General features: G+C 61.6%; 16 protein-coding genes. 8 read left to right on the plus strand and 8 right to left on the minus strand.

Features of this window, described 5'->3' with window-relative positions; all coding sequences use genetic code 11:
• Nucleotides 1-26: 26 nt before the first annotated feature.
• The 5 genes from J0909_RS08810 to J0909_RS08830 form a co-directional block, all read right to left on the minus strand.
• The gene (locus tag J0909_RS08810) at nt 27-1,031 is read right to left on the minus strand and encodes a helix-turn-helix domain-containing protein (RefSeq protein ID WP_207262147.1); all 1,005 of its coding nucleotides are present in this window, start codon (nt 1,029-1,031) and stop codon (nt 27-29) included.
• Nucleotides 1,028-1,999: a SurA N-terminal domain-containing protein gene (locus tag J0909_RS08815; RefSeq protein WP_207262148.1), complete on the minus strand. Its 972-nt coding sequence runs from the start codon at nt 1,997-1,999 to the stop codon at nt 1,028-1,030. Before J0909_RS08815 ends, J0909_RS08810 begins: the two co-directional genes overlap by 4 nt.
• Before the next feature lie 99 nt (nt 2,000-2,098).
• Nucleotides 2,099-3,199 (minus strand): peptidylprolyl isomerase, encoded by a 1,101-nt coding sequence (locus J0909_RS08820; protein WP_207262149.1) that lies wholly within the window; start codon nt 3,197-3,199, stop codon nt 2,099-2,101.
• 9 nt (nt 3,200-3,208) lie between these two features.
• The gene (gene mfd, locus J0909_RS08825; protein WP_207262151.1) at nt 3,209-6,694 is read right to left on the minus strand and encodes a transcription-repair coupling factor; all 3,486 of its coding nucleotides are present in this window, start codon (nt 6,692-6,694) and stop codon (nt 3,209-3,211) included.
• Nucleotides 6,695-6,794: 100 nt separating this feature from the next.
• On the minus strand, nt 6,795-7,295 hold the full coding sequence (locus J0909_RS08830; RefSeq protein ID WP_207262153.1) for a chemotaxis protein CheW: 501 nt from the start codon (nt 7,293-7,295) through the stop codon (nt 6,795-6,797).
• A gap of 325 nt (nt 7,296-7,620) precedes the next feature.
• On the opposite strand from J0909_RS08830, the gene J0909_RS08835 reads away from it, so the two are divergent.
• A complete protein-coding gene (locus J0909_RS08835) occupies nt 7,621-7,836 on the plus strand; it encodes a hypothetical protein (RefSeq protein WP_207262154.1) in 216 nt (71 codons plus the stop codon).
• Nucleotides 7,837-7,912: 76 nt separating this feature from the next.
• Here J0909_RS08835 and J0909_RS08840 read toward each other — a convergent pair whose 3' ends face one another.
• Nucleotides 7,913-9,250 carry a UDP-glucose dehydrogenase family protein gene (locus tag J0909_RS08840; RefSeq protein ID WP_207262155.1) on the minus strand — a complete coding sequence of 446 codons (1,338 nt, stop codon included), beginning with the start codon at nt 9,248-9,250 and terminating at the stop codon, nt 7,913-7,915.
• A gap of 177 nt (nt 9,251-9,427) precedes the next feature.
• On the opposite strand from J0909_RS08840, the gene J0909_RS08845 reads away from it, so the two are divergent.
• From J0909_RS08845 to cimA, 7 genes are read left to right on the plus strand one after another with little or no spacing between them, the layout of a single operon-like run.
• Nucleotides 9,428-10,153 (plus strand): pyridoxine 5'-phosphate synthase, encoded by a 726-nt coding sequence (locus tag J0909_RS08845; RefSeq protein ID WP_207262156.1) that lies wholly within the window; start codon nt 9,428-9,430, stop codon nt 10,151-10,153.
• A 20-nt stretch (nt 10,154-10,173) separates the two neighbouring features.
• Complete coding sequence (locus tag J0909_RS08850; protein ID WP_207262157.1) at nt 10,174-10,551, plus strand: holo-[acyl-carrier-protein] synthase; 378 nt, start codon at nt 10,174-10,176, stop codon at nt 10,549-10,551.
• 21 nt (nt 10,552-10,572) lie between these two features.
• Nucleotides 10,573-12,123, plus strand: a complete 1,551-nt coding sequence (locus J0909_RS08855) for an NAD(P)H-hydrate dehydratase (protein WP_207262158.1) — start codon at nt 10,573-10,575, stop codon at nt 12,121-12,123.
• Nucleotides 12,117-12,566 (plus strand): CBS domain-containing protein, encoded by a 450-nt coding sequence (locus tag J0909_RS08860; RefSeq protein ID WP_207262159.1) that lies wholly within the window; start codon nt 12,117-12,119, stop codon nt 12,564-12,566. The genes J0909_RS08855 and J0909_RS08860 overlap by 7 nt, the downstream gene beginning before the upstream one ends.
• A 15-nt stretch (nt 12,567-12,581) precedes the next feature.
• Nucleotides 12,582-13,055: a tRNA (adenosine(37)-N6)-threonylcarbamoyltransferase complex ATPase subunit type 1 TsaE gene (tsaE, locus tag J0909_RS08865; RefSeq protein ID WP_207262165.1), complete on the plus strand. Its 474-nt coding sequence runs from the start codon at nt 12,582-12,584 to the stop codon at nt 13,053-13,055.
• A gap of 31 nt (nt 13,056-13,086) precedes the next feature.
• Nucleotides 13,087-14,316, plus strand: a complete 1,230-nt coding sequence (locus tag J0909_RS08870; RefSeq protein ID WP_207262166.1) for an aspartate kinase — start codon at nt 13,087-13,089, stop codon at nt 14,314-14,316.
• Between the two features lie 3 nt (nt 14,317-14,319).
• Entirely contained in the window at nt 14,320-15,915 is a 1,596-nt protein-coding gene (cimA, locus tag J0909_RS08875; RefSeq protein ID WP_207262167.1) for a citramalate synthase, read from the plus strand.
• Between the two features lie 382 nt (nt 15,916-16,297).
• On the opposite strand, the gene gap is transcribed toward cimA, so the two are convergent.
• On the minus strand, nt 16,298-17,278 hold the full coding sequence (gap, locus tag J0909_RS08880) for a type I glyceraldehyde-3-phosphate dehydrogenase (RefSeq protein WP_207262168.1): 981 nt from the start codon (nt 17,276-17,278) through the stop codon (nt 16,298-16,300).
• A 94-nt stretch (nt 17,279-17,372) separates the two neighbouring features.
• Entirely contained in the window at nt 17,373-18,125 is a 753-nt protein-coding gene (surE, locus tag J0909_RS08885) for a 5'/3'-nucleotidase SurE (protein ID WP_207262169.1), read from the minus strand.
• Nucleotides 18,126-18,162: the final 37 nt, after the last annotated feature.

The raw sequence follows: 18,162 nt of genomic DNA on the forward strand, positions 1-18,162 counted from the left end.
GTCCGCGCGGAATCCGGAAATCCCGGTCACATGCCGAAGGTAAGCGTCTGGATGTTGCCCTTGGAGGCGTCCAGGGCGTAGGGCTGGCCGTTATAGGTCACGGTCACGCCGGAAACGTTGCCAATGCGGATGCGGCGCGGGCTGTTGAACATGAGGCGCAGCGGTTCCCCCTTGCGCAGGACGAAGTCACGGGCCATCTTGGTCTCCTCGCCCCGCCAGACGCCGATCCAGCACCCCTTGTCCGAGATGGCGCGGATGATCACCACATGGTCGTAGTTGGGCTCATCGGGCGCGCCCTCCTGGGTAATGGCGGCCTCCTCGTCGGCCAGGTCGGACTGGGCCGGAGCCGGAACTTGAGCCGGGGCGGCGGCCCGCTCGCGGGCGGGAGCGGCCGGAGCGGGCACGTCGGGCGCGGATTCTTCCGCCGGGGCTTGACCGGTCCGCGTAGCCCAGTCCTGTTCCTCGGCGGGAGCCGTCTCGGGCGCGATCTCGGGCGCGATCTCGGGCGCAGACTGGTCATCGGCAGGGGCGACTTCCGGGACAACCTCACCGGGCCCGGCGGGCTGGACGGACTCCTCGGCCGGAACCGGCGCTGGCACAGTGGCCTCCGGGACCTTGGGCTTGTTCAGATTCAAGACCAGGATCACCGCCGCGACGACGAGGACCAAGACGATGAGGATGGAGGGCCACACGGACCGCTTGCGGCGTCCAGCGCCCACTTCGTTGTCCTGAAAGGCCTTTTCCGCAGTGGGGGCCACATCGTAGGAAAGGTCCCCTGCCTGGGGCTGCTCCAATTGATATTCGCGGTCCACGACCATGGACAGTTCATCCGGGTCGAGCCCGAGCAGGCGGGCGTAGCTCTTGACGAATCCCTTGGTGTACACGGGATGCGGCAGGGCCGAGCGGTCGCCACTCTCCAAGGCGAGAAGGATGACGCGGCTGATCTTGGTGGTCTCCATGACCGCTTTGATGGTCAGCCCCTTGGCCTCCCGTTCGCGCTGTAGCGTTTCGCCGAGTTCCTGAAATGTCATTGGGTTACTCCATTATCGGGCTTGAGCGCATCGTCCATGTAGACGATAACCGCGCTCTGCTTCAATTTATCGAAATAATCGGTGAACACCGTCTCCCGTTTTTTCTGCATCAAATCCCTGTAGAGATTGTCGCGCACGTCTTCAAGCGGAACCATGCGGTCGTCGTTGATCTTGATGGGTGAAAGCAGAGCTTGATGCCCCTGGATGGTCAATGGCGTGCTCACGCCGCCCTCGGCCACTCCCTGAAGGGAGGTTCGCCACTCGTCGGCCAGGTCCACCCAGTTCAGTTGACCGATGGATCCGCCGCTGTCCTTGCCCGGACCGACACTATACTTGGCTACGGCCTCGGCAAAGGTCAGCTCGCCGTTGGTGATGCGCTCCCTGACTTCCACCGGAGATACATCGGGCGGCAAGAGGATAATGGCCAGCTCGACCATCTTGCCCATGGAGTAATCATCCTTGCGGGCTTCATACTCCGCCTGGATTTCCGAATCCGTGACCACGACCTTGCTGTTGACCATGTGGCCGATGAGCTCCTGCTTCTCCAGCATTTTCTTGAGCCGCGAACGGAACTCCTCCATGCTCAGGCCATCCTGGGCCACCATCTGCTGAAATTCCTCCAGGGTCAGACCGCGCTCGTTGCGGACCCGCTCGATTTCCTTGTCCAGATTCTCTTCGGACACGTTGACGGAAAACCGCTGGATCTCCTGCTGAATGAGTTCATCGTTGACGAGCTTATCCAGCATCTGCTTCCGCAACGACTGCAACTTCGCCTGTTCCCGGGCATCGAGTTTGCGGTCCTTGATCTTGTCGTAAACGGGCTTCATCTCCTGGTCCAAGTCATATTGGGTGATGATGGAGTCGTTGATCTTCACCAGGATGCGGTCCACGACCATATCCTTGGCCTGGGCCGTCAGCGGATAGAGAAAGAGCATGGCTCCCAAAAGCAAGGAAACGATTTTTACCACGCATTCACTCCTTGAATCGGGAAAGGACATTTCCATTCCTCTCCCGAAATGTTGTCGGATTCTAGTCGTTTTGTACGGACTATGCAACGAACGGACCGATCAGATCCCCGTATCCGTGCCGATCTGGTCCATGGGAATAGCCTCATCGGCCGGCTCCTGATCGTTCATGTCATCCTGGGACATGTCCGGCGGCAAGGTCGGTTCCATGCCCTGATCCGGAGATGATTCGTCCGGTTCCGTCATGACGGGGTCATCCCCGCCAGCATCGCCTTCTCCCGGCTTGGCGGCGGATTCCAGCAGATGCTCGCTGATCTTGATGTCCGCCTTGGCCAAGCTCCCGGAAAGCCATTTCTCGAAGGCGCTTTCCATCTTCTTTTCAAGCAGGGCCTCTTCCACCAGGGGATAGGCCTGGGCCGGAGGCAAGACTTTGGCTTCGCTGCGTTCGAGCAAAACCAGGGCTTCGAAACCGAAACGGTCGGTTAGTACGTCGCTGGCCTGCCCCGGCTTGAGCCCGGTCAAAGCGGCGCGCCAGGGGGCGGTCAACCGCCCTTCCCGCACCACCACCTCCCGGGTCTCGACTTCACCAAAGGCGGTGGCCAAGTTCACCTGGTCATGATCCTTGAGATACTTGTCCACGGCCTTGATAACCAACTCGCGGCTCGGCCCCCGCACCACCAGGATGCGCAGACTCTCGGCCAGATAGAAGTCCGAGATATGGTCGCGGTAGTACTTCTCGGCCTCTTTGTAGTCGATCTTGACCTGCGGCCGGAGGACCTGCTGAAAAAATTTCTTCTGGGCCAGATAGTAACGCAGTTGCCGCCGCCAGGACTTGAGGTCGATGTATTCCTCGACCAAAACCTGTTCAAAGGCCCCCTCGGGATAATCGGCGCGCACCATGTCCTCGGCCTTGCGCAGTTCCTCGTCCGTCACGGACAGGTCGCGGCGGGCCAAATCCTGGACCACCAGTTCCTGCACAATCAGGTCCGACAGGATCTCGCCGTATTCCCGGCGCAGCTTTTCCACGCTGGGCACAAAGGCCCCGACGCTGTCCTCCTGGAACTGGTCGTGTTGGAACTCCAACTGGCTGAGGAAAATGGGCGCACCGTTGACCCGGGCCACGATGCCCATGTCGTCCGTGTCCCCAGAGCAACCGGCCATGAGGGCCGCCAACAAAAACAATATGGCTATGTAACGTTTCATATGTACTCGTTATCGTCCGGTCGGTGGCGCGTTTTCGGCATCGAACATGCTTTCCAGGTCCGCGGCGGTAGATTCCAACGCCTCCCGCATGGAATGCGCGTCTTCATATCGGATTTCCAGCTTGGCCGGGGGAATGAGCTTGGCCGTTTCCCCCCGTCCGCCAACCCAGCGAATGAGTTGCTCCGGGGTAACCGCCATGGCGTTGTCCTTCCAAGTGATGACCATCCGGCTTGGGTAGAGCTCCGCCCTGGCCGCCTGCATGCGGGACAAGGTTCGTTTTATGCGCAACACCCCGAAAAAGGCGTCCAGGGCCTCGGGCAACGGGCCGAACCGATCCCGGATCTCCGCTTCGTATTCGCGAAGCTCCATATCCGAGGCCGCCGAGGAAAGGCCCCGGTAGTAGCGCAGCCGCTCCCGTGAATCCGGGATGTACCCGCCGGGAATGTGTGCCTCGAACACGAAATTGAGTTCCGTGTCCAATGCCCCGGCATGCTCCTCGCCACGCAGCCTGGCGACCTCCTCCTCAAGCATTTCAAGGAAGAGTTCGAGGCCGACTTTGGCGATCTGCCCGGACTGGGCCTCGCCCAGGATATTGCCTGCGCCGCGAAGGCGCAAGTCCTCCATGGCCACCTTGAATCCTGCCCCCAGATAATCCATGTCCAGAATGATGCGCAAGCGTTTGCGCACGATTTCGGAAATATCCTTGATGGACGGAACCACGAAATATGCATAGGCTTGGCGTTCACTCCGCCCCACCCTGCCCCGCAACTGATAGAGCTGCCCCAGGCCGAAAAGCTGGGCCTGGTCCACGATGAGGGTGTTCGCATTGGGGAAATCCAGGCCGGACTCCACAATGGAGGTGCAGACGAGCACATCCAGCTCCCCGTGCCAGAAGCCGCGCATGGCCTCTTCAAGCCCTTTTTCGCTCATGCGGCCGTGGGCCATACCCACCTTGGCATCCGGGACCAGGCCGCGCACGTACTCGGCCACCCGTTCCAGCCCGTTGACCCGGTTGTACACCCAGTAGACTTGGCCGCCCCGGTCCAGCTCCCGGCGCAGGACCGCCGCGAGTTCCAGGTTCTCGCGCTCCATGATGCCCGTTTCCACGGGCTTGCGATCCACGGGCGGGGTCTCGATGACGGACAGTCCTCGGATGCCGGACAGGGAAAGTTGCAGAGTCCGGGGGATGGGTGTGGCCGTTAAGGTCAAGACGTCGATATTCTGTCTGAAATGCTTGAGCTTTTCTTTGTGCTTGACCCCAAAGCGCTGTTCCTCATCCAAAATGAGCAGGCCGAGATTGGGCAACGCCACGTCCTTGGACAGAATGCGGTGCGTACCGATGAGGATGTCGATTTCGCCCCGGCTCGCGGCTTCGAGCACGGTCTTCTGCCGCTTGGCGGAGACGAACCGGCTGAGCAGGCCCACGCGCACCGGGAACCCCTCCATGCGCTTGGTGAATGTCTGGTAATGCTGTTCGGCCAGGACCGTGGTCGGGCACAGCAGGGCCGTCTGGCGGCCTTCGAGCGCCGCGCGGAAAGCGGCGCGCAAGGCCACCTCGGTCTTGCCGAAGCCGACGTCGCCGCAGACAAGCCGGTCCATGGGTTCGGGCTTCTCCATGTCCCGGAACACGTCGTTCACGGCCTTCTCCTGATCCGGGGTCTCCTCGAAACCGAAGGTCGCCTCAAACTCGGCGTACATCTCGTCCAGCGGGCCGTAGCCGAACCCCTTGGCCACCCGGCGGAAGGCGTACATCTCCACCAATTCGTGGGCGATCTTCTCGATGGCTTTGCGGACCTTGGCCGTGGTCTTGGCCCAACGTGCGCCGCCGAGCTTATCCAACGACGGCTGCCGGGCCCCCTCGGGGCCCTTGAAGCGCTGGACGAGATTGAGCCGGTCCACGGGCAGGTACAACTTATCCTCGCCAGAAAAATACAGAAGCAAGTAGTCGTTGGCCCCTTCGCCGATGGACATATGGTGCAGGCCGCCGAACTGGGACAGCCCGTAGTCCCGGTGGACCAGCAGGTCGCCCTCGGACAGGTCGTCGTACCGGTCAAGCCCTTTGAAGGCCTTGTCGCGCCGCTCGTGCGCCCGGGCGGCCTGAGGTTGGAGAACCTCCTCGCCAAGGATGCGCGTACGGTTCCAGCCAATGTCCATGCCCTTGCGCAACGGTGAGACCAAAGCGTAGAGCCCGGGCCTGTCCGGCGCATATTCCAGGGTGATGGGCAGACTCTCCTGCTCGGCCAGATTCAGGAACTTGGCCCGCGAACGCCGGGTGCGGAAGCTCAGGATGGTGGTTTCGCCAGCGCCCTGCCATTCTTTGATCCCGGCCATGAGGGCCGCCCACGGTCGCCGCGAGGCCTCGGGACGCCAGAAGATGTCCGTAAAATCGCTATACGGGGTCTCGGGCAGGTCGATGCCGATCTTCTCCCGGCCAATGGTCAGCTCTTCGAAAACCAATTGGCGGGCGGAACTCCACGCCTTGCGGGCCACGTCGTGGGAACGGACGACAAACCGCCTGGGCAGGCTGATTCCCTTGTCGCGTTCCTCGTCCTTCAAGAAGTCGCGCCACGCCTGTTCGCGGTCTTCGAGCCGCGCACGCAGACTTCCCCCGGAAGAAAGCAGCCAGGCCGCGTTCTTGGGCAGAAAGGCTTCAAGGCCCACGGGATCGTCATAGTACAGGCCGGGCCAGATGAACCCGTCATCGGCGTCGAGGCGCTCGGACAACGCCTGTTCCTGGGCGGCGGAGATTTCGCCGGTCTTGCGCAGTTTCTCCCACTGATCCCGGGCGCGAAAGCCACGGTCGCCTGTGGTGATGCAGGGGGCCACGGGCAGCAGCACGGCCTCGGCGAGATCCGCCTTGGAGCGCTGGGAGGCCGGATCGAACAGACGGATTTCCTCCAGTATATCGCCGAAAAATTCCAGACGCAGCGGCAACTCGTAGCCCGGCGCGTGAATATCCAGGATATCGCCGCGCATGGCCATATCGCCAGGCTCGGCCACGAGCTTGCGGCGCACGTACCCCCAGGAGACGAGTTGCTCCAGAAGGATGTCCGGGGACATCTCCTCGCCCTTGGCCAGGGCGGCCCAGTTCTCGCGCAGAACCGTCTCGTCGGGCCAGTGCGGCAGAAGATTGTCGGCGGTCATGAGCACGCCGCGCGGACCGTCCCGGTAGACCAACCCGTACAAGGCCGCCCACCGCTCGCTCCAGCCCGAGGATTCCGGGTTGCGCGAATGGTATGGCGGCAGAAAGGCCCACTCCCGCTCCCAAGCGGGCTGTTCGATCCCGCCGCCCGAACCGCGCGACAGCAGGGTCAACAGGGCCTGCATCTCCCGGAACTCGGTGACGCCGGGGACCACCAGGACCACGTTCGAGCCCCCGGCCAGCAGCGATCCCGCCAGCAGGGCCTGGGAACCCGGCCCGCTCTTGAAGACGCGGACCGTATCCACGGTCCCCTGCATGAAGTCGGCTATGTCCTTGGGATAAATGGCTGGCATGAATTTGCTGGGAAAAGGGTTTGCGGACGTACGGTCAAACAGAAAAGCCGCCTCTTCCCTAACGGGAGCGGGACGGCTTGTCACCAAGATTCCGTCCGGCCTAGACGGTGCCCAGGGCTTCCTTTTCCTCGTTGTCGAGGAGCGAGTCCAGGTCGAGCAGGATGAGCAACCGGTCATCGAGCTTACCCACGCCGTCGATGTAGTCTGCATCCATGCCCGCCACCACAGGCGGCGGCGGCTGCACGGAGTTGGCCGGAATGCGCAGGACCTCGGATACGGAATCGACCACGAAACCGACGATGATCATGTCGATCTCGATGACGATGATCCGGGTGTACTTGTCGTGCTCCTTGGACTGGAGCCCGAAACGACGGCGCATGTCCACAATGGGAATGACCTTGCCGCGAAGGTTGATGACGCCCTCGACAAACTCGGGCGCGCGGGGCACGTTGGTGATCTCCATGGTCCGGATGATTTCCTGGACCTGGAGAATATTGACCCCGAACTCCTCGTCGCCGATGCTGAAGGTCACCAGCTGGGTCAATTCCTGATCGACCTCGCCCTCTTCGTCGTCGATGATATCTTCAACTTCCGTTCTCATGGCTACCCCGTCTCGGATGACCGGACGCGTCCGACGGCACGCCCCGTTTTTCAAGCTCCGAATCTGTCAACCCTACCCTTTTTTGTCAATGAGAATATCCAGCCGGTCGGAATCCTTGGAAAGAAACCGGCCGCTCTCCCTGGCGGACGGGCTTAACCGGCCGCTTTTTCTTTTTTCGCCAACGAAAAAGCCGTGTTGTGTTTTTTCTCATACTTCGTTCGTAAAGTATGGTTGACGCTCAAAGGATAAAGGGCTAACGTAGGTCCAACTTTGTCCCTATACATTTGATTTTTATCACCTTTTGAAATGAGGCAAGCCGCTACGCATGGGTCAGTACGCCAATTTCCCCGATCACGACACGCTTGAAGCCCAAGTCAAAAGCCTGGCCGACAACGAACTCCTCGACTTCTGGGAAGAAACTCAGCAGTTGGCCAGGATGCTCGACCAGGCCGAGCAAACCGATCTGGAATACAACCCCGAATATGAGCGGGTCATTCTCCAGGAATTGCAATACCGCACCTGTTTCAAAGGCCGTATCTGATTTCTTCGGCCATGAAGAAAAAACTCCCCGCCTCAACCGAGACGGGGAGTTTTTTTTCGTGCCCGGGACCATTCCCTTAGGCAACCGGGGTGCGGCCTATGGAGAAGTAGGCGAATCCGGCCTTGCCCATACGTTCGGGCGGGTACAGGTTGCGACCGTCAAAGACGATTGGAGCGGTCAGGGTACTCTTGATGCGATCGAAGTCCGGGTTACGGAACTGATTCCAATCCGTGACCACGGCCAAGGCGTCCGCCCCTTCCAGCACGTCGTATTGGTCGTCCAGAATCTCAAGATTTTCGATGTGGCCGATCTCCTCGCGGGCGCGGGTGTTGGCCACCGGATCGAAGGCTCGAACCTTCATGCCCTGGGCGGTCAATTCCCTGATGACTTCAGTGGCCGAGGCCTCGCGGATGTCGTCGGTATTGGCCTTGAAGGCCAGCCCCCACAGGGCCAGGGTACGGCCTTTGACGCCGCCCTGAGGCGCGAAGTACGCCTTGATCTTTTCGGCCAGAATGCGCTTCTGTGTGTTATTGACCTCGTCCACGGAGCGGATGAGTTTGGCATCGTAGCCGTGCTCGGCTGCGGTGTCGATGAGCGCCTTGACGTCCTTGGGGAAACAGGATCCGCCATAGCCCACGCCGGGGTAAATGAAAGAATAGCCGATGCGCGAATCCGAGCCGATGCCCGCCCGCACTTCGGAGACGTCCGCCCCGACCCGCTCGCAGATGTTGGCCACTTCGTTAATGAAGGAAATCTTGGTGGCCAGCATGCAGTTGGCCGCGTACTTGGTCATCTCGGCCGAACGCACGCCCATAACGATGAGTTTTTCCCGGCTGCGCGCGAACGGGGCGTACAGGGATTTGATGGTCGTGGCCGAATGCTCGTCCGAGGTCCCGACGATGACCCGGTCCGGCTTCATGAAGTCGTTGACCGCGTCGCCCTCCTTGAGGAACTCGGGGTTGGAGACGACATCAAAACCAATGGTCTCGCCGCGCTTTTCCAATTCGGCCTTGATGATTCCGCGTACGCGGTCGGCGGTGCCCACGGGCACGGTGGACTTGTCCACCACGATCTTGGGCGTGGTCATCTTCCTGCCGATTTCGGAGGCCACGGCGTCCACGTACTTGAGATCGCAGGAACCGTCCTCACGGCACGGAGTACCCACGGTGATGAAGACCACGTCGGCCTCATCCAGGCCCTCGCCGAGGTCCGTGGTGAAATGCAGGCGGCCCTGCTCGGTGTTGCGCCTGACTAAATCCTCCAGGCCGGGTTCATAGATGTGGACCTTGCCGCTTTCCAAGGTTTTCACGACCTTGGGATTGACGTCCACGCAAAAAATATTGTTTCCCATTTCGGCAAAGCAGGCTGCGGAAACCAAGCCCACGTAGCCGGTGCCGACGATGCACACATTCATATGGCGTTGCTCCGGATAGAGTTTCTATGCGTTTTCAGGCAAAGCGGATACCGTGTACGGCCAGGCGCGTCAACACGAATGCAGGTGGCCTCCGAAATACCGCGCCTATTGCCATTCCGCATCAGGTACCTTACTTAATGAGGATATTATGCAATCAGGCACTCGGAGGATAATACAATGCCGGTACTCGTAGTCAACGTCGATCATGTGGCCACCCTGCGCCAGGCCAGAATGGGCATCGAGCCCGAACCCGTGACCGCAGCCTATATGGCGGAGCTGGCCGGGGCCACGGGCATCATCGTTCACCTGCGCGAAGACCGCCGCCATATCCAGGACCGCGACGTGCGCCTCATCAAGGAGACATGCAACACCCGGCTGCACCTGGAAATGGCCGCCACGGCCGAGATGCAGGGAATCGCCCTGGACGTCGAGCCCGAAATGGTCTGCCTGGTGCCGGAGAAGCGCAAGGAACTGACCACCGAGGGCGGCTTGAATTGCATCGGACGCGAAGCCGAGCTCAAGGAATTCCTGGCCCCTATCCATGAAAAGGGCATCCGCTCCAGCCTGTTCATCGACGCCGACCCCAAGCAGATCGAGGCGGCCATCGCCACGGGCACGGAATTCATCGAAGTCCACACCGGGCACTACGCCGATGCCAAGGCGTACAGCCAGCGGCGTGTGGAGCTGGAAAAAATTCTCAAGTCCATCTCCCTGGCCCGGGACATCGGTCTCAAGGTCAACCTCGGCCATGGTCTGAACTACCGCAACATCCTCAATTTCAAGGATGTGCCCGGCATCAGCGAATACTCCATCGGCCACGCCATCATGGCCCGGGCCATCTACGTGGGCCTGGACCGCGCGGTCCGGGACATGGCCGAACTGGTCCGGTCCTTCGCGGACTAGCGGGCAAACGGAATCACGGCATGATCAAGGGAACGGGCATCGACCTGACGGAATTGGACCGCATCCAGGCCCTCTGGGACCGGTACGGGGAACGGTTCGCCCGGAAAATCCTGACCGACCGGGAGCGGGAGCAGCTTCCCAGACGCAATCCCGTGCCGCGCCTGGCCGCCCTCTTCGCCTGCAAGGAGGCGGCGGTCAAGGCCCTGGGCACCGGCTTCACCGAAGGCATCCACTTCAAGTGCATCGAAGTCCTGCACCACGCCAACGGCAAGCCCGAAATCGGCTTTCTCGGCAAAGGCCTGGCCCGCTGCGAACGCCTGGGCGTGACCAAAGCGCACGTATCCATGACCCATTCCCGCGATGCCGCCGCCGCCACCGTGATATTGGAAGGACATTAACCCCAGTCCACAGGAGAGCTCATGCTGTCGCCCCTTCCGACCCCCGCCGAAATGGCCGTATGGGACCGGGAAACCATCCGCACCATCGGCATTCCCGGCGTGACTCTCATGGAGTCCGCCTCTCATGGAATAGTTAATGTGTTGCTTGAAGAATACGGCGACATCAACGGTGCAAAGATCTATTGCTTCGCCGGTTCCGGGAACAACGGCGGGGACGCCTTTGCCGTAGCCCGCCACCTGAACGATTTCGGGGCCGAAGTCACGGTCTTTCACACCCGGCCCAAGAAGGCGTATCGGGGCGAAACCCGGACGAACCTGCTGTGGGCGCAAAAACTCGACATCCCTCTGGTGCATCTGGCCGGAATGAATCCCGACGCCCTGCCCCAGCCCGATATCATCGTGGACGGCCTGCTCGGCACCGGCTTTCACGGGCCCCTGCGCGAGGACGTCCTGAATCTGGTGCGAGCCGTCAACCGGCTGGGCGAACGCGCCTTCGTCCTGGCCGTGGACATTCCCTCGGGGCTGAACGGCCTCACCGGACGCCCCCAGCCCGACGCGGTCCGGGCCGACGCTACGGCCACTCTCCAGGCCCCGAAACTGGGCCTGGTCCTGCCCGACGCCCGGCCCTACACCGGCGTGCTGCATGTCTGCCCCATCGGCATTCCCCGCAAAATCCGGGAAGACCACCCGCCCAGGCACCAGCTCATCACCGGGGAAATCATGAACGCCCTGCCCGCCCCGGCCCGCGACATGCACAAGGGCAGCGCCGGGCATGTTCTGGTGGTCGGAGGCAGCATCGGCCTGACCGGCGCGCCGCATCTGGCCGCCCTGGCCGGACTGCGTGGCGGAGCCGGACTGGTCTCCGTGGCCTGCCCCGCCGGGCTGGCCGACGCCGTCAAGGCGGGGTCCCCGGACATCATGACTCTGCCGCTGGGCACAGGCAACGCCTGGACCCGAGACATGGCCGCCTCGCTGAAGGCCGAGCTCCATCGCTTCGACGCTGTGGTCCTCGGGCCCGGCCTGGGCCGCACGCCTAAGGCCACAGCCTTCGCCCTGGACCTCGTCGCCGCCTGCAACGTCCCCCTGGTCGTGGACGCGGACGCCCTTTTCGCCCTGGCCGCTGTCCCAGGGTCCCTCGGGGCGATGCCCGAACAGGCCGTACTCACCCCCCATCCGGGCGAGATGGCCCGGTTGCTCGGCGTGGGGACGTCGGAAATCCAGGCCGACCGCCTGACCGCCGTGGACCGCTTCCTGTCCGTCTGCGACGCCACATTGGTGCTCAAGGGCGCAGGCACGCTGGTGGCCGACCGGGACATGACCTGCGTTTCCCCCTTCGCCGAGCCGAATCTGTCCGTGGGCGGCTCCGGCGACGTCTTGTCCGGTCTCGTCGGCGCACTCCTGGCCGGGGGACTCTCTCCCCTGCACGCGGCCTGTACCGGCGTTTTCTGGCACGGTCTGGCCGGACGCGCCCTGAACAACGAATTTCCCGCACGCGGCAACCTCGCGTCCGAAATCGCCAACATGCTGCCCCATACGGCGGCAGCCTTCACCAAGGAGCCTGAATCATGCTGAAAGCCAAAGACATCATGACCACCGAATGCATCACCCTGACCCCGGAAACCGATATCGCCACCGCGGCCAAGGTCCTTCTCGACAAGAAGATCAACGGCGCGCCGGTCCTGGATGACGGCAAGGTGGTCGGCGTGCTCTGCCAATCCGATCTGGTGGCCCAGCAGAAGAAGATCACCCTGCCTTCCTTCTTCACGCTGCTGGACGGGGTCATTCCCCTCTCCTCCCACGACGAACTGGACCGCGAAATGACCAAGATCGCCGCCCTCAAGGTGGGCGACGCCATGACCGCGGCCCCGACCTTCGTTCAACCCGAGACCTCCATCGAGGATGTGGCCACCCTGATGGCCAACCAGAAACTCTACACCTTGCCCGTGATCGAGAACGGCAAACTCGTCGGCGTTGTCGGCAAGGAAGACGTGCTCAAGACCCTGCTCAAGGATTAGGGGTCGGAACCGGCAATGCGTCTCACCCTGCATCTTCCCGACAGCGACGCCACCGTGGCCCTGGGCCGCGCCCTGGCGTCCGTCCTGTCCGAAATGGACGCACCCCCGGCTTTGCTCTTGCAAGGCGACCTGGGATCGGGCAAAACCACGTTGGTCAGGGGTTTCGTGGAATCCCTGCCCGGCGCGGAGGCGGCGGAGGTCTCAAGCCCGAGCTTCAACATCTGCAATCTGTATCCGACGACCCCCGGGGTGGCCCATTTCGACCTCTACCGACTGGAAGGCATGGAGCCGGACGACGCCCTGTTCGACGCCTTCGAGGACCCTGAAACGATCACCATCGTGGAATGGATACAGTACCTGCCCAGGGAAATGTGGCCACAAGACGCCCTTTTCCTGGAATGGACCCCGTCGGACACTGGACGAAGCCTCGTATTGCATGCGATGGGAGGTGCGGCCGGGGACGTCGTCAACGCCCTGCGGCCCGAGTGAAAACCGTATCTAGAGAAAGCAGTATCGAAGAATGAACATCGTCGTACAAAAATTCGGAGGCACATCGGTCCGCAACCTGGAATGCCAGCGCCAGGTCATGCAGAAGGTCCTGCGCCCCTACCGCGAAGGCAATAAGGTCATCGTGGTGCTCTCGGCCATGTCCGGAGAGACCAACCGGCTGCTGGAACTGGCCAACGAATGGTCGGACAACCCCGACCCGGCCGAGGCGGACGCCCTGGTCTCCACCGGCGAGCAGATCTCCTGCGCGCTGTTCGCCATGCTCCTCAAGCAACAAGGCGTCAAATGCCGCTCCGTCCTCGGTTTCCAGGCCCCGGTCAAAACCGACTGTTGCTACGGCAAGGCCCGGATCACCGACATCGACCAGAATCAACTCATGGGCATGCTCCAGGAATACGACATCCTGGTGGTCGCGGGCTTCCAGGGGTGCGACGAGAACATGCGCATCACCACCCTGGGACGCGGCGGCTCCGACACCTCGGCCGTGGCCCTGGCGGCGGCCATCAAGGCCGACGTCTGCGAAATCTACACCGACGTGACCGGCGTTTTCACCACGGACCCGAACCTCTGCGCCGACGCCCGCAAGATCGACCGCATTTCCTACGACGAGATGCTCGAAATGGCCAGCATGGGGGCCAAGGTGCTCCAGATCCGCAGCGTTGAGTTCGCCAAAAAATACAATGTAACCGTTCATGTCCGCTCCACCTTTTCCGACGAGCCGGGCACCATAGTCACCCAGGAGGATGAAAACATGGAAGCCGTCATGGTTTCGGGCATCGCTTATGATAAAGATCAGGCCCGCATCACGCTCATACACGTGAAGGACACCCCCGGCGTGTCCGCCCAGATTTTCTCCCCCCTGGCCGAAAAGAAAATTCTCGTGGACATGATCGTCCAGAACCCGTCCAAGGACGGCCTCACCGACATGACCTTCACCGTGCCCCGCGCCGACGTGAAGCAGACCATCAACACCCTGGAAAAACTAAAATACGAAATCGGCTACGAGGAGTTGTCCAGCAATTTGAACGTCGCCAAGGTCTCGATTATCGGCGTCGGCATGCGTAACCATTCCGGTGTGGCCTCCACGGCCTTCCGGGCGCTTGCCGATGAGAACGTGAACATTCTGATGATCAGCACCTCCGAGATCAAGATCACCTGCTTGATCGACGACAAGTACACCGAATTGGCCGTACGCACACTCCATAAAGCCTTCAACTTGGAGGAAGGCAAACACATCGAGTAACCGATGCAACAAATCACGATATATGACACGACGTTGAGAGACGGAGCCCAGGCCGAAGAACTGAATCTGACCACCCAGGACAAGATCCGCATAGCCCAGAAGCTGGACGACTTGGGCATCCATTACATCGAGGGGGGCTGGCCCGGCTCCAACCCCACGGACAAGAAGTTTTTCGACGCGGTCCGGTCCTGCACCTTCAAAAACGCCAAGCTGGCCGCCTTCGGGTCCACGCACATGGCCAAGTTCACGCCCGAGAAGGACCCGAATCTGGCTGGACTGCTTGAGGCCGAAACCCCGGTGGTGACCATCTTCGGCAAGACCTGGGACATCCATGCAACCATAGCACTGGGCGTCCCGCTTGAGCGCAACCTGGAACTCATCGCCAACTCCGTGGCCTACCTCAAGGCCCGGGTGGACGAGGTCATCTTCGACGCCGAGCACTTCTTCGACGGGTACAAGCGCAACCCCGAATACGCCATGAAAGCCCTGAACGCCGCGCTTGAAGCCGGCGCCGACCGGCTTGTCCTCTGCGACACCAACGGCGGCTCCCTGACCAGCGAGATAGGCGAGGCCGTGCGGGCCGTGCGCGAAAAACTTCCCGAAGCGCGCCTGGGCGTGCACGCCCACAACGACTCCGAACTGGCCGTGGCCAACTCCCTGGAAGCGGTCCGCCTCGGCGCGGTCCAAGTCCAGGGCACCATCAACGGCTACGGCGAGCGGTGCGGCAACGCCAACCTCTGCTCGGTCATCCCCAACCTCGAACTCAAGATGGGCTTCACCGTCATCGGTCGAGACAACCTGGCGAAACTCCAACCCATTTCGAACTTCGTCAGCGAAATAGCCAACCTGCGGCCATTCATGCGCCAACCCTTCGTGGGCGCGTCCGCCTTTGCCCACAAAGGCGGTATCCACGTCAGCGCCATCCTCAAGGATGCCCGGACCTACGAGCACATCCCGCCCGAAACCGTGGGCAACGAGCGCCGCGTACTCCTCTCGGACCAGGCGGGCAAATCCAACATCCTGTTCAAGGCCCATGAGCTGGGCTACAAGCTGGAAAAAGACGATCCCACCGTGGATCGACTGCTCAAGGAACTCAAGATCAAGGAAAGCATGGGCTACGAATACTCCGTGGCCGACGCCTCCTTCGAACTCGTGCTCCGCCAGACCTTGGGCCAGCCCCTCCACTATTTCCACTTCCGAAACTTCTTCGTGGTGGACGCCAAGCGCGAGGAAGACCCCGAACCCATGTCCGAGGCCACGGTCATCGTGGACGTCAAGGGGCAGCAGGAACACACTGCGGCCACCGGCCTGGGCCCGGTCAACGCCTTGGACCAGGCTCTGCGCAAGGGACTGGAACGTTTCTACCCTGGGCTCAAGGAGATGCGCCTGCTCGACTTCAAAGTCCGCGTCCTGTCCGGCGCGGTGCGCGACACCGGAGGCACGGCCTCCTTTGTCCGCGTCCTGGTCGAAAGCGGCGACAAAACCGACCATTGGACGACCATGGGCGTGTCCCACAACATCATTGAGGCATCTTGGCAGGCCGTCGTCGATGCCATCAACTACAAGCTCTTCAAGGATGAAATGGCTGCGGCCGAATAGCCGAAGCCTCCGGCGGCCGGGGGAAGGGAGCGGGAGCCCCTTTGAAAAAGGTTCTCCCTCTCCCCTTCCGCCGGGTCCCCATCCCCTTTCCCTTCCTAAACTTTTTAGCGCCGCTTCGCAGGGAAATACTGCATGACAAAGCCCCCCGGCTCTACTGAGCCAGGGGGCTTTTCTTCATCATTCTCTGGAGGGAATCGGGTGGCGCAGCCATCCGACAGCGGCTCTCTCTTCCGCCGCCCCATCGTTCTCGAATTAGATTTTCGAGAGTGGATCGGCTGTATTTTCTTCCGGGGGTTTTCACCGCAGCGTAGCCATCTATGTGAGGCTGAAAGCCCTTCGGAGAAAACCTACGGACGGTCTGCTATCGGACCGCCCAACAACCCTACATCGCGGCCGTCTTCTTGATGAGGCGCAAAAGCTGGTTGGTGAAACCTGCCTCGTTGTCATACCAGGCGATGACCTTGACCTGGGTGCCGCCCATGACGCGGGTCAGCGAGCTGTCCACCACGCCGCCGAAGGTGGAACCCATGAAGTCCACGGAGACCAGCGGCTCGTCGGTGTAGCCCATGGAATCGTTGGCCGCCGCCTTGAGGGCCGCGTTGACCTCTTCCACCGTGGTCTCGCGCTTCAGTTCGCAAACCAGGTCCACCAGGGACACGTTGGGGGTGGGCACGCGGATGGACATGCCGTCCAACAGGCCGTTCAGTTCGGGGATGACCAACCCCACGGCCTTGGCCGCGCCGGTGGTGGTGGGCACCATATTCACGGCGCAGGCGCGTGCGCGGCGCAAGTCCTTGTGGGAGCCGTCCAAGATGCGCTGGCTCATGGTGTAGGAATGCACCGTGGTCATGATGCCGTGCTTGATGCCAAAGGCGTCGTTGATGACCTTGGCCACCGGGGCCAGGCAGTTGGTCGTGCACGAGGCGTTGGAAATGATCTTGTGCTCGGGCTTGAGCTCCTCGTCGTTGACGCCGATGACCACGGTCACGTCCGAATTTTTGCCCGGCGCGGAGATGATCACTTTCCCGGCGCCACAGGCGAGGTGCTTCTCGCAGCTCTCGCGGTCGGTGAACTTGCCGGTGGACTCAATGACCAGGTCGCAGCCCATCTCGCCCCAGGTCCATTCGCCTGGCGCATTGCGGGTCACCTTGACCGGCTTGCCCGCCATGACGAATCCATCCTCAGTGGGCTGCACGTCCGGGAACCGGCCGTGCACGGAGTCGTATTTCAGCAGGTGGGCCAGATCCTCGTTGGAAGCACGCGCGTTGACGGCCACCAATTCCAGATCGCTCTCTTCCGCCAACAACCGGGCCAGATACCGGCCGATGCGTCCAAATCCGTTCAAGCCTATCTTCGTCGCCATGCCGAGTCCTCCTGTGTGGTAAGCGATTATCTCTCTGAATGTAGCTTTATCGGGCAACAAACATACTGTGCCAATGATTTTCCGTCAACGGGGTTCACGAAATGATATCCTTCAGCAGATCCAACGTCTCTCGGTCCGTGAAGTCGAAATGCAGCGGGGTCAGGGTGATGTGCCCCTCGGTCAGCAGCGCGCGGTCGCGGTCCGGGCTGATGCGGCCCGGCGGAATGGCCCCGCTGAGCCAGTAATAGGGTCTGCCGCGCGGATCCTGCCGGGTATCGTAGATGTCGTCATAGGACGCGCGGGTGTGCGGGCAGATGATCAATTCCTTCGCCTCCCCGATGGGGCAATTGGGGAAATTGAGATTGAGCACGCGCTTACGCGGCAGGTCGGCCCAGGGAATCCTGGGCAGCAATTCGGCGCAATAGCGGGCCTGGCCGCTCAAGTCCTCGGGGTTGAAATTGTCCATGGACACGGCCATGGACGGAATTTCCATCAGTGCCCCCTCCGTGGCGGCGGACACTGTCCCGGAATAAAGGATATCCACGCCCACGTTGGCCCCCGCGTTGATCCCGGACAGGACCAGATCGGGCTTTTCCTCCAGCAATGTGGACAAGCCGAGCTTGACGCAATCCACGGGGGTGCCGTAGACGCCCTGACCGACGAAACCGTTTTCACGGAACTGCTTGACCCGGATGGGCAGGGCCAGGGTCACGGCGTGCCCCACGGCGGACTGTTCCGTAACCGGGGCGACCACATGGACCTCGTGTCCGGCCTCCCTAAGGGCGAAATACAGGGCGCGCAGACCGATGGCCTGAATGCCGTCATCATTGGCGAGCAAAATGTTCATCGCGTTTCCGCCTGCAAGCTAGGATTTGACAATACGT

Source organism: Desulfovibrio sp. Huiquan2017 (genome assembly GCF_017351175.1).
In the GTDB taxonomy this organism is placed as follows: Bacteria; Desulfobacterota; Desulfovibrionia; order Desulfovibrionales; family Desulfovibrionaceae; genus Pseudodesulfovibrio.

Bases quoted from the DNA above. Each gene is read 5' to 3' on its own strand.
- J0909_RS08810 (WP_207262147.1), bottom strand. From the start codon at position 1,031: ATGACATTTCAGGAACTCGGCGAAACGCTACAGCGCGAACGGGAGGCC.
- J0909_RS08820 (WP_207262149.1), bottom strand. From the start codon at position 3,199: ATGAAACGTTACATAGCCATATTGTTTTTGTTGGCGGCCCTCATGGCC.
- mfd (WP_207262151.1), bottom strand. From the start codon at position 6,694: ATGCCAGCCATTTATCCCAAGGACATAGCCGACTTCATGCAGGGGACC.
- J0909_RS08830 (WP_207262153.1), bottom strand. From the start codon at position 7,295: ATGAGAACGGAAGTTGAAGATATCATCGACGACGAAGAGGGCGAGGTC.
- J0909_RS08835 (WP_207262154.1), top strand. From the start codon at position 7,621: ATGGGTCAGTACGCCAATTTCCCCGATCACGACACGCTTGAAGCCCAA.
- J0909_RS08840 (WP_207262155.1), bottom strand. From the start codon at position 9,250: ATGAATGTGTGCATCGTCGGCACCGGCTACGTGGGCTTGGTTTCCGCA.
- J0909_RS08845 (WP_207262156.1), top strand. From the start codon at position 9,428: ATGCCGGTACTCGTAGTCAACGTCGATCATGTGGCCACCCTGCGCCAG.
- J0909_RS08850 (WP_207262157.1), top strand. From the start codon at position 10,174: ATGATCAAGGGAACGGGCATCGACCTGACGGAATTGGACCGCATCCAG.
- J0909_RS08855 (WP_207262158.1), top strand. From the start codon at position 10,573: ATGCTGTCGCCCCTTCCGACCCCCGCCGAAATGGCCGTATGGGACCGG.
- J0909_RS08860 (WP_207262159.1), top strand. From the start codon at position 12,117: ATGCTGAAAGCCAAAGACATCATGACCACCGAATGCATCACCCTGACC.
- tsaE (WP_207262165.1), top strand. From the start codon at position 12,582: ATGCGTCTCACCCTGCATCTTCCCGACAGCGACGCCACCGTGGCCCTG.
- J0909_RS08870 (WP_207262166.1), top strand. From the start codon at position 13,087: ATGAACATCGTCGTACAAAAATTCGGAGGCACATCGGTCCGCAACCTG.
- cimA (WP_207262167.1), top strand. From the start codon at position 14,320: ATGCAACAAATCACGATATATGACACGACGTTGAGAGACGGAGCCCAG.
- gap (WP_207262168.1), bottom strand. From the start codon at position 17,278: ATGGCGACGAAGATAGGCTTGAACGGATTTGGACGCATCGGCCGGTAT.
- surE (WP_207262169.1), bottom strand. From the start codon at position 18,125: ATGAACATTTTGCTCGCCAATGATGACGGCATTCAGGCCATCGGTCTG.